General features: G+C 69.8%; 10 protein-coding genes. 4 read left to right on the plus strand and 6 right to left on the minus strand.

Annotated features, from left to right (window positions below; all coding sequences use genetic code 11):
* Window positions 1-30: 30 nt before the first annotated feature.
* On the plus strand, window positions 31-1,125 hold the full coding sequence (gene ychF / locus ACFW16_RS02695) for a redox-regulated ATPase YchF (protein ID WP_380301596.1): 1,095 nt from the start codon (window positions 31-33) through the stop codon (window positions 1,123-1,125).
* 35 nt (window positions 1,126-1,160) lie between these two features.
* Here the strand turns inward: ychF and ACFW16_RS02700 are convergent, their stop codons facing one another.
* Window positions 1,161-1,496: an MliC family protein gene (locus ACFW16_RS02700; protein ID WP_380301598.1), complete on the minus strand. Its 336-nt coding sequence runs from the start codon at window positions 1,494-1,496 to the stop codon at window positions 1,161-1,163.
* A gap of 189 nt (window positions 1,497-1,685) precedes the next feature.
* Between ACFW16_RS02700 and ACFW16_RS02705 the strand changes: the two genes are divergently transcribed.
* Window positions 1,686-2,903, plus strand: a complete 1,218-nt coding sequence (locus tag ACFW16_RS02705; RefSeq protein WP_380301600.1) for a PQQ-dependent sugar dehydrogenase — start codon at window positions 1,686-1,688, stop codon at window positions 2,901-2,903.
* Between the two features lie 5 nt (window positions 2,904-2,908).
* Here the strand turns inward: ACFW16_RS02705 and ACFW16_RS02710 are convergent, their stop codons facing one another.
* On the minus strand, window positions 2,909-3,142 hold the full coding sequence (locus tag ACFW16_RS02710) for a type II toxin-antitoxin system Phd/YefM family antitoxin (protein WP_380301602.1): 234 nt from the start codon (window positions 3,140-3,142) through the stop codon (window positions 2,909-2,911).
* A gap of 277 nt (window positions 3,143-3,419) precedes the next feature.
* On the opposite strand from ACFW16_RS02710, the gene ACFW16_RS02715 reads away from it, so the two are divergent.
* Together ACFW16_RS02715 and ACFW16_RS02720 are read left to right on the plus strand one after the other, a co-directional pair.
* Window positions 3,420-4,940, plus strand: coding sequence for a YifB family Mg chelatase-like AAA ATPase (locus tag ACFW16_RS02715; RefSeq protein ID WP_380301604.1), 1,521 nt, complete (start codon window positions 3,420-3,422; stop codon window positions 4,938-4,940).
* Between the two features lie 208 nt (window positions 4,941-5,148).
* Window positions 5,149-5,403, plus strand: a complete 255-nt coding sequence (locus ACFW16_RS02720) for a hypothetical protein (protein ID WP_380301605.1) — start codon at window positions 5,149-5,151, stop codon at window positions 5,401-5,403.
* A 259-nt stretch (window positions 5,404-5,662) separates the two neighbouring features.
* Here the strand turns inward: ACFW16_RS02720 and pth are convergent, their stop codons facing one another.
* The 4 genes from pth to ACFW16_RS02740 all read right to left on the minus strand — a co-directional run bounded on the left by pth (window position 5,663) and on the right by ACFW16_RS02740 (window position 8,279).
* A complete protein-coding gene (pth, locus tag ACFW16_RS02725; protein ID WP_380301607.1) occupies window positions 5,663-6,235 on the minus strand; it encodes an aminoacyl-tRNA hydrolase in 573 nt (190 codons plus the stop codon).
* A 28-nt stretch (window positions 6,236-6,263) separates the two neighbouring features.
* Window positions 6,264-6,914: a 50S ribosomal protein L25/general stress protein Ctc gene (locus ACFW16_RS02730; RefSeq protein WP_380301609.1), complete on the minus strand. Its 651-nt coding sequence runs from the start codon at window positions 6,912-6,914 to the stop codon at window positions 6,264-6,266.
* A gap of 288 nt (window positions 6,915-7,202) precedes the next feature.
* Window positions 7,203-8,009, minus strand: a complete 807-nt coding sequence (locus ACFW16_RS02735; protein ID WP_380301611.1) for a MetQ/NlpA family ABC transporter substrate-binding protein — start codon at window positions 8,007-8,009, stop codon at window positions 7,203-7,205.
* Window positions 8,010-8,066: 57 nt separating this feature from the next.
* On the minus strand, window positions 8,067-8,279 hold the full coding sequence (locus ACFW16_RS02740; RefSeq protein WP_380301613.1) for a hypothetical protein: 213 nt from the start codon (window positions 8,277-8,279) through the stop codon (window positions 8,067-8,069).
* Between the last annotated feature and the right edge of the window lie 507 nt (window positions 8,280-8,786).

Consider the following 8,786-nt stretch of genomic DNA (forward strand, 5'->3'; position numbering starts at 1 on the left):
GGCCCCGATTCGAAGATCGGACGAGAACCCATGGGATTCAATTGCGGCATCGTCGGCCTGCCCAATGTCGGCAAGTCGACGCTGTTCAACGCGCTGACCTCCACCCAGGCGGCGGAAGCGGCGAACTATCCATTCTGCACGATCGAGCCGAACACCGGCCGGGTCGGCGTGCCCGACCCGCGGCTGGACAAGCTGGCGGCGATCGCGGGCTCGGCCAAGGTCGTGGCCACCCAGCTGGAGTTCGTCGACATCGCCGGGCTGGTGCGCGGCGCGTCGAAGGGCGAAGGGCTGGGCAACCAGTTCCTGGCCAATATCCGCGAGACCGACGCCGTGCTGCACGTGCTGCGCTGCTTCGAGGGCGAGGTCACTCACGTCGAGGGCTCGGTCGACCCGGTGCGCGACGCCGAGATCGTCGACACCGAGCTGATGCTGGCCGACCTGGAGGGGCTGGAGCGGCGGGTGCAGTCCGCGGCGAAGCGGGCCAAGGGGGGCGACAAGGACGCCAAGGCCGAGATCGAGCTGATGGAGCGGGCGCTGGCGGTGCTGCGCGAGGGCAGGCCGGCCCGCACCGTCGAATTGTCAGCGGACGAGCGCGAGCCGTTCCGGCGCCTGGCGCTCCTGACCTCCAAGCCCGTGCTCTATGTCTGCAACGTCTCCGAGGACGAGGCCGCGACCGGAAACGCCCATTCGGCCCGGGTCGAGGCGATGGCCAAGGCGCAAGGCGCCGAGGCGGTGGTGATCTCGGCCGCGATCGAGGCCGAGCTGGCGCAGCTCTCGGCGGAGGAGAAGCAGGAGTTCCTGGCCTCGATCGGGCTGGAGGAGCCTGGGCTGAACAAGGTGATCCGCGCCGGCTACAAGCTGCTCGGCCTGCTCACCTTCTTCACCGTCGGGCCGAAGGAGGCGCGGGCCTGGACCGTGCGGGCCGGCGCCGCCGCGCCGGAAGCCGCGGCCGAGATCCACAGCGACATCCAGCGCGGCTTCATCAAGGCCGAGACCATCGACTACGACAGCTTCGTCGCGCTGGGCGGCGAGCAGGGCGCCAAGGACGCCGGCAAGATGCGGCAGGAAGGCAAGGAATACGTCGTCCGCGACGGCGACATCTTCCACTTCCGCTTCAACGTCTGAGAGGTGGTCGCGGGTTTCGCGACCACCTCTCGGGCTCATCCCGCGGTGCAGGTGGTCGGGGAGGCGCCGGCGATGCGGCTGTAGGTCGCCTGGCCGCCCTTGTCCCAGAACTCGGCGCCGTAGGGGTTGGTGTAGCGCGCGCCGCTGCCCGAGATCGCGCGCTGCAGCGTGATCGTGTTGCCGCCGTCGGCCAGCACCAGCGCGTCGCCGGTGAAGCCGGCGGACAGGCTGGTGCCGTCGGCGCAGCGGTAGCCGACGGTCCTGCTGGCGACGGCCTCGGTCTTCGCGGTCGGGTTCGGGGTCTCGTCGCCGCAGGCGGCCAGCGCGGCGAGGGCCAGCGCGCAGGGGATCAGGGTCAGGCGGCGGGTCATCACACAGTCTCCATTCTTGGCCCGGCACCGTGCCGGGCATACGATCGCCCCTCAGCAACGCCGCAGCCGGCCATTTGTTTCGCGATCGGTTGCCGGGCCGTCGGGCTTCGTCGGACAATCTTCCCATCACGGCCTTTTCGGCGGCTTCCGGGACCCCACATCTTCAACAAGGACGTGGAGGAGACGCCGATGCGCCGACCGTTCGCAGCGTTGCTCGCCATTCCGCTGATCGCCCTGCCGGCCGCGGCCCAGGACGTGGCGCCGGGGACCAAGTTCGAGATCCGGCCCGACGCCCTGCCGAAGCCCTACGCCACCGACGCGGTGGCCAACAGCTCGGAGACCGTCGCCCGCACCGCCGCGATGCGGCCGCAGGTGCCGGAGGGGATGACCGCGACGCTGTTCGCCACCGGCCTCTCCGGCCCGCGGGAGATGCTGGTGCTGCCGGACCGGTCGATCCTGGTGTCGGAGCCGGGGGCCGGCCGCATCAGCCGGCTGGTCGCGCCCAACCCGCCGGCCCGGGCCCGGGCGATGCCGTTCCTGACCGGGCTGGACGAGCCCTACGGCATGGCGCTGCGCCGCGACGCGCTCTATATCGCCGATCTCGACGGGCTGTGGCGCGTGCCCTACGCTCCCGGCGACGCCAAGGCGCAGGTCAGGCCGCAGCGGATCACGCCGGACGGCGCCTTCGACGGCGGCAGCGGCCATCACAGCCGCAACCTGATCTGGGACCCGGCGTCGGACCGCTTCTTCGTCGCCATCGGCAGCCGCAGCAATATCGCCGAGGAGCCGGCGCCGCGCGCCACCATCCAGGTCTTCGCCGCCGACGGCTCGGGCGGCCGCACCTATGCCTCCGGCCTGCGCAACCCGATCGGGCTGGCGCTGCAGCCGGGCACCGGCCGGCTCTACACCGTGGTCAACGAGCGCGACGGCCTCGGCGACGGGCTGGTGCCGGACTATCTGACGGCGGTGCGGGAGGGCGGCTTCTACGGCTGGCCCTACTCCTATCTCGGGCAGAACCGGCAGCCCGACCTGGCCGACAAGCAGCCGGATCTGGTGAAGACGGCGATCGTGCCGGACCTGCTGTTCGAATCGCATTCGGCGCCGCTCGACCTGGTCTTCTACGATGGCTCGATGTTCCCCGACTGGCGCGGCGACGCGCTGGTGACGCTGCACGGCTCCTGGAACCGCGCCGACCCGATCGGCTACATGGTGGTGCGGGTGCCGTTCCGGGACGGCAGGCCGGTGGGCGGCTACGAGGCGCTGGCGACCGGCTTCCGGGTCAACCGCGGCGACGGCGCCGCCCAGGTCTGGGGCCGCCCGGCCGGGATCGCGGTGCTGCCGGACGGCTCGATCCTGGTCTCCGACGACGAGGGCGGCACGATCTGGCGCATCGCCAGGGCCAGGTGAGTGCCCTACGCCGACGGTCCTTCTTCGAAGATGTCCAGCGGTGCGTCGAAATCGGGTCCGATGTGGATGCCGCCCTTCATCAGGCCGAACCGGATCTTGGCCGGCTTCTTGCTATCCGGCGGCATCAGCCTGGCCAGCGGCGTGCCGGATTGGGTGATGACGAAGCTCTCCCCTCTGCTCGCCCGATCGACGATCTGGGAGAACAGGGTTTTGGCCGCGGAGATATCGATCGGCGTCATGAGATGGATCACCCTAGGGTTTGATCAGATTCGACCCCCGCTCCTTCATGGTCAAGCACTTGCAGCCGGCGCACCGAAGACCAGGCAGATGGTGCTGGCAGGCCGAATCGCTCCAGCGCGCTCTTGCTGTGGTGTCTGGCTCGCACGCAGCTGACCCGAACGTGCCGGGAGGCATTGACAGTGCGTATGGGTTACGGAGTAATGGTTGTGCTTTTGTAGAAAGCACAATTTATATATGAATATGTCAGTCTCCCCACACGCGTCAGGCTCCGCCTAGATGGTCGCTCGCATCGCCACGGTCGCGTTCCAGGGGATCGAGACCGCGCCGGTCGACGTCCAGGTGCAGGTTTCGGGCGGTTTTTCCGGCATCACCCTGGTCGGCCTGCCGGACAAGGCGGTGGCGGAAAGCCGGGAGCGGGTGAAGGCGGCGCTGCACGCCCTCGGCCTGGCCCTGCCGCCCAGGCGCATCACCATCAATCTGGCGCCGGCCGACATGCTGAAGGAGGGCAGCCATTTCGACCTGCCGATCGCGCTCGGCCTGCTCACCGCGCTCGACGTGCTGCCGGTGCAGGAGATCGGGCAGTACATGGCGTTGGGCGAGCTGGCGCTGGACGGGGCGCTGACTCCGGTCGCCGGGGTGCTGCCGGCGGCTCTGGGCGCGGCGGAGCGCGGGCTCGGCCTGATCTGCCCGGCCGCCTCGGGGCCGGAGGCGGCCTGGGCGGCCGATGCCGAGGGCCGGATCGACGTGCTGGCGGCGCCGACGCTGCTGGCCCTGGTCAACCACTTCAAGGGCACCCAGGTGCTGGCCCAGCCGCAGCCGCTGCTGGCCGCGGCGGACGGACCCGGCCTCGACCTGCGCGACGTGAAGGGGCAGGAGACGGCGAAGCGGGCGCTGGAGATCGCCGCCGCCGGAAATCACAACCTCCTCATGATCGGCCCGCCCGGCTCCGGCAAGTCGATGCTGGCGGCACGGCTGCCCGGGCTGCTGCCGCCCTTGGCCCCGGCCGAGGCGCTGGAGGTCTCGATGATCCATTCGGTCGCCGGGCTGCTGGAGGGCGGGCGGCTGATGCGCCGCCGGCCGTTCCGCGACCCGCATCACTCCGCCTCGCTGCCGGCCCTGGTCGGCGGCGGGCTGCGGGTCCGGCCGGGCGAGATCTCGCTGGCCCATCGCGGCGTGCTGTTCCTGGACGAGCTGCCGGAATTCGCCCGCGCCACGCTCGAATCGCTGCGCCAGCCGATGGAGAGCGGCCGGGCGGTGATCGCCCGGGCCAACTCGCATGTCACCTATCCGGCCCGGGTGCTGCTGGCGGCGGCGATGAATCCGTGCCGCTGCGGCCATCTCGGCGACCCGGCACTGGGCTGCGGCCGGGCGCCGCGCTGCGGCCAGGACTACCAGTCGCGCCTGTCCGGCCCGCTGCTCGACCGCATCGACCTGCATGTCGACGTGCCGGCGGTCTCCGCCGCCGACCTGTCGCTGCCGCCGCCGGCCGAAGGCACGGCCGAGGTGGCGGCCCGGGTCGCGGCGGCGCGGGAGATCCAGGCCGCACGCTACGCCGGCGACGGCATCACCACCAATGCCGAGGCCGACGGGTCGGTGCTGGGGCGGGTGGCGGTGCCCGATGCGGCCGGCGCCACCCTCCTGACCCAGGCGGCGGAGCGGCTGCGCCTGTCCGCCCGCGGCTATCACCGGGTGCTGCGCGTGGCCCGCACCCTCGCCGATCTGGCCGGCGCCGAGGCCATCGGCCGTGCCCAGATCGCCGAGGCGCTGTCCTACCGCCGGCTGTCCATCGCCGCATAGGCCAGTAATCGGAACGCCCGCGGCCTGCTGCCCGCAGTCGAATGCAGGAATTGCTCGTAAAATAATAATCAAATCGCGCGAGATCCGTCGCGAGGCAGCATTGCTTCCAGTCGAAGTGGCTTGGCCTTCAGCGGAATTTTTGTGATCCTGGTCGGGATCGTTTCCGATCGAACGATCGCCTTCACCCGGAACCGACGGGAAATCACCAATGCGATCGATTCTTGCGATTTTTGCCGCACTCCTGGCCGGTGCCTGCGTGCCGCAGCAAGGCCCGAAAGGGTTCGTCGTGGTGAAAACCGCCAATGAGCGCACCACTGCGGGGGCGCAGGCCACCGCCGACCGGTATTGCGCCCGGGCCGGCCGCACGGCATTGGCTTCGGACCGGCAGTGGAACTACATCGGTTTCCAATGCGTGATGCCCGCCAACACGCTGCTGGCGCAGACGCCGATCCCGCCGCGATAGGGGTGAAGCAAGGGGCCCGGACAGTAGAGGAGCCGCACTGCGGCGGCTCCTCGTGGTGCTCTCTTGTCCGCAGGCTCACCCGACGATGCCGGGTTGCCATTCCGACGGAGGTCGCCGCAAGGGCGTTGCGGCTGGCCAATACGCGTTACCGGCTATGCCGACCACGTGGGCGTACGATGCGCCCCCGGAACGATCGGATCAAGGGGGTAGTCGTGCGGCGCAGCAAAGGTCAACGAGGCTGCCGCGTCGGGCCGGCGGATCACGCGTCCTGGGTGGTCTGGGCGACCTGGGTCATGAACTTCCCGGCCGCCTTCTCGGCCAGGAGCGGCGCCGCCTCGGCGATGGCGTCCAGCAGCGGGTCGAGCCAGGCCTCGTCGGCCTTGGCGAAATCGCCCAGCACCCAGCCATGCACCCGGTCCTTGTGGCCGGGATGGCCGATGCCGATGCGGACGCGCCAGAACTCCGGCCCGATATGGGCGTCGAGCGAGCGCAGCCCGTTGTGGCCGGCGGTGCCGCCGCCCTTCTTGACCCGGACCTTGCCGGGCGCGAGGTCGAGCTCGTCATGGAACACGACGACGTCGTCGGGCGTGAGCTTGTAGAAGCGCATCGCCTCGCCGACCGACCGGCCGCTCTCGTTCATGTAGGTGGTGGGCTCCAGCGCCAGCACGCGCTCGGGGCCGAGCCGGCCTTCCGCCAGCCGGCCCTGGAACTTCAGCTTCCAGGGCGAAAAGGAATGGCGCTCGACGATGTCGTCGAGCGCCATGAAACCGACATTGTGCCGGTGATACGCGTATTGCGAGCCGGGATTGCCGAGGCCGACGAACAGCAGCATCGCACTCTCCCAGCTCGCCCGGCCCTGATCAGGCCTTCGGCTCCTCGGCCGCGGCCGGGGCCGCCTCGCCAGTGACCGCCGCCGCCGCAGCTTCGGCCGCCTCGGCACGGACCGCCGACGGCGCCGCGACAGTGGCGATCACGAAGTCGCGGTCCTGCACGGCCGGGCGGACGCCCTCCGGCAGCTTGACCGCGCTCATGCGCAGCGAATCGCCGATCTCGGCGCCGGTCAGGTCGACCGAGACGAATTCGGGGATCGACTCGGCACGGCAGATCAGCTCGACATCGTGGCGCACGACGTTCAGCACGCCGCCGCGCTTGATGCCGGGCGAGGCCGCCTCGTTCTCGAAATGCACCGGCACGTCGGCATGGACGGTGGTCTTGTCGCTGACGCGCAGGAAGTCCAGGTGGATGGCGCGGTCGCTCACCGGGTCCAGGGCGATGTCGCGCGCCAGGACGTGGTGCTTCTCGCTGCCGATCTCGATGTCGTAGAGGTGCGTCAGCGCCGCGGGGTCGCGCAGGATCTTCAGCAGCGACTGGGCGTTGACGTTGAACAGCACCGGCGGCTTGTTGTCGCCGTAGATGACGCCCGGGATCATCCCGGCCCGACGCGCTGCCCGTGCTGCCCCCTTACCGGCCCGGTCCCGCGCCTCGGCCGTGATCTTGATGGTTTCGGCCATTGGCTCTCTCCCAAGTGAAGACGCCGGCCTCCAGGGGTGCCGGCGTCGGTACGGCGTGAGTGAATGCTCACGCAAGCGCGGTCGTCTAGCAGAATTGGTCCGCTTTCGCAACGGCCGGGGCCGCAGCCCCGGCCATGCCCGATCCCGAGAGACCGTTCGAGAATGCGTGTGGCGTGAGTCGGCTGGCGGTGGTTTCGAGAACCGGAGCGCAGCGGACGTTGGTCCGTGAGCACCGGAAGCGAAGAAACCGCCGCCAGACGGCCGCGCCACGCGCGTTATCGGACGGTCTCACCAAGCGGGCAGGATCGCGCCCTTGAACCGGGTCTCCAGGAACTGCGCCACCTCCGGCGACTGGTAGGCCTCGACCAGGGTCTTGAGGTCGGCCCGGTCCTTGTCGGCGGCGCGGGCGGCGACGAAGTTGCCGTAGGGGTTGTTGGTCCGGCTTTCGGCGACCAGCGCGTCCTTGCGCGGGTCGAGCCCGGCCTCCAGCGCGTAGTTGGTGTTGATGATCGCGCCGTCCAGGTCCGGCAGGGCGTGCGGCAGCTGCGCCGCGTCGAGCTCGGAGAACTGGAAGCCGTGCGGGTTGTCGGTGACGTCGAGCAGCGACGGGTTCAGGCCCTTGCCCTGCGCCAGCTTGATCAGGCCGTTGGCGGCCAGGAGGTTCAGCGCCCGGCCGCCGTTGCTCGGGTCGTTCGGGATGCCGATCCTGGCGCCGTCGGGCAGCTTGTCGATCTTGTCGAACTTCTTCGAATACAGGCCGATCGGTTCGACGATGGTGAAGCCGATCGGGACGATGTGATAGCCGCGGGCGGCGATCTGCGCGTCCAGATAGGGCTGGTGCTGGAAGGCGTTGGCATCCAGCTCGCCATGCTCCAGCGCTTCGTTCGGAATGGCGTAGTCGGAGAAGGTGATCAGCTCGACCTCGAGGCCTTTCTTGGCCGCCACCTGCTTGGCGACCTCGGCGATCTCCTCCTCGCTGCCGCCCATGACGCCGAGCTTGATGCCGGCGGCAAGGGCGCTGCCGGCGGTGGCGACGCCGAGGGCGAGGCCGAGCGCCAGGCCGATCAGGCCGCGCGTCATCGGGGAAAGGGACATGATGGGCTCCTGCACGTCTTGGGTCGGTATGGATATGGGGCAGCCCTGCGCCGCGGATCAGGCCCGGGCCTGCCCCGGCCGGTGCTGGCGGCGGGCGATCGTGGTCAGCGCGGCATGCGCCGCCCGCCCGGCCGCGCGGGTGGTGCGGAACAGGCGCCCCTCCAGCGGCGTGAAGGCCGCGTCGGAGGCGTAGAAGCGGAAACCGCGCGGCTCGCGCGTGACGATGCCGGCGGTCAGGCCGCCGGCGACGATGATGAAGGCGTCAGCCATGGAAGGGATCCTCTCGGGGGCACGCCCGCTCGAGGGGGCGCGCTGCATCTGGTCGTACGGTCGGGTGCGGCGGGCGGGGCCCGCGGTCAGCAACAGCGACAGGCGCGACACATGCCGGCGGACGGCGCGGCGGAGAGGATCGGCAGAGACAAGATCGAGACCATCGGTCGGCTCCTCAGCAACAACTGCCGGAACCACGAACTCACGTCGTGGCGCTTTAGCGTTTGGTGACGCGGCGCAAGCTGCTTCCGTCAAAATCCCGCGGATCCGAAGATCGGTGCCGACCCTCTAACATACGGCTCGACGTGTCAATAATAAAAAATCTACAAAAATATATCGCCAATGCCGTCATTGCGAGGAGCGCAGCGAAGCAATGACGGCGTGGCTTTCGGCAGGGCTGCTTGCAGAAGCGATCGGGTAGGAGGGCGCCTTACGGCGGCCCTCCTCCCACACCACCGTGCGTACGGTTCCGTACACGGCGGTTCATGAGGCGCGGTTGAGGCGGCG

The organism is Inquilinus sp. NPDC058860 (assembly GCF_042743185.1).
Lineage (GTDB): Bacteria > Pseudomonadota > Alphaproteobacteria > DSM-16000 > Inquilinaceae > Inquilinus.

Excerpts from the sequence above, each read along its gene's own strand:
- ychF (WP_380301596.1), top strand. The coding sequence starts at position 31 with ATGGGATTCAATTGCGGCATCGTCGGCCTGCCCAATGTCGGCAAGTCG.
- ACFW16_RS02700 (WP_380301598.1), bottom strand. The coding sequence starts at position 1,496 with ATGACCCGCCGCCTGACCCTGATCCCCTGCGCGCTGGCCCTCGCCGCG.
- ACFW16_RS02705 (WP_380301600.1), top strand. The coding sequence starts at position 1,686 with ATGCGCCGACCGTTCGCAGCGTTGCTCGCCATTCCGCTGATCGCCCTG.
- ACFW16_RS02710 (WP_380301602.1), bottom strand. The coding sequence starts at position 3,142 with ATGACGCCGATCGATATCTCCGCGGCCAAAACCCTGTTCTCCCAGATC.
- ACFW16_RS02715 (WP_380301604.1), top strand. The coding sequence starts at position 3,420 with ATGGTCGCTCGCATCGCCACGGTCGCGTTCCAGGGGATCGAGACCGCG.
- ACFW16_RS02720 (WP_380301605.1), top strand. The coding sequence starts at position 5,149 with ATGCGATCGATTCTTGCGATTTTTGCCGCACTCCTGGCCGGTGCCTGC.
- pth (WP_380301607.1), bottom strand. The coding sequence starts at position 6,235 with ATGCTGCTGTTCGTCGGCCTCGGCAATCCCGGCTCGCAATACGCGTAT.
- ACFW16_RS02730 (WP_380301609.1), bottom strand. The coding sequence starts at position 6,914 with ATGGCCGAAACCATCAAGATCACGGCCGAGGCGCGGGACCGGGCCGGT.
- ACFW16_RS02735 (WP_380301611.1), bottom strand. The coding sequence starts at position 8,009 with ATGTCCCTTTCCCCGATGACGCGCGGCCTGATCGGCCTGGCGCTCGGC.
- ACFW16_RS02740 (WP_380301613.1), bottom strand. The coding sequence starts at position 8,279 with ATGGCTGACGCCTTCATCATCGTCGCCGGCGGCCTGACCGCCGGCATC.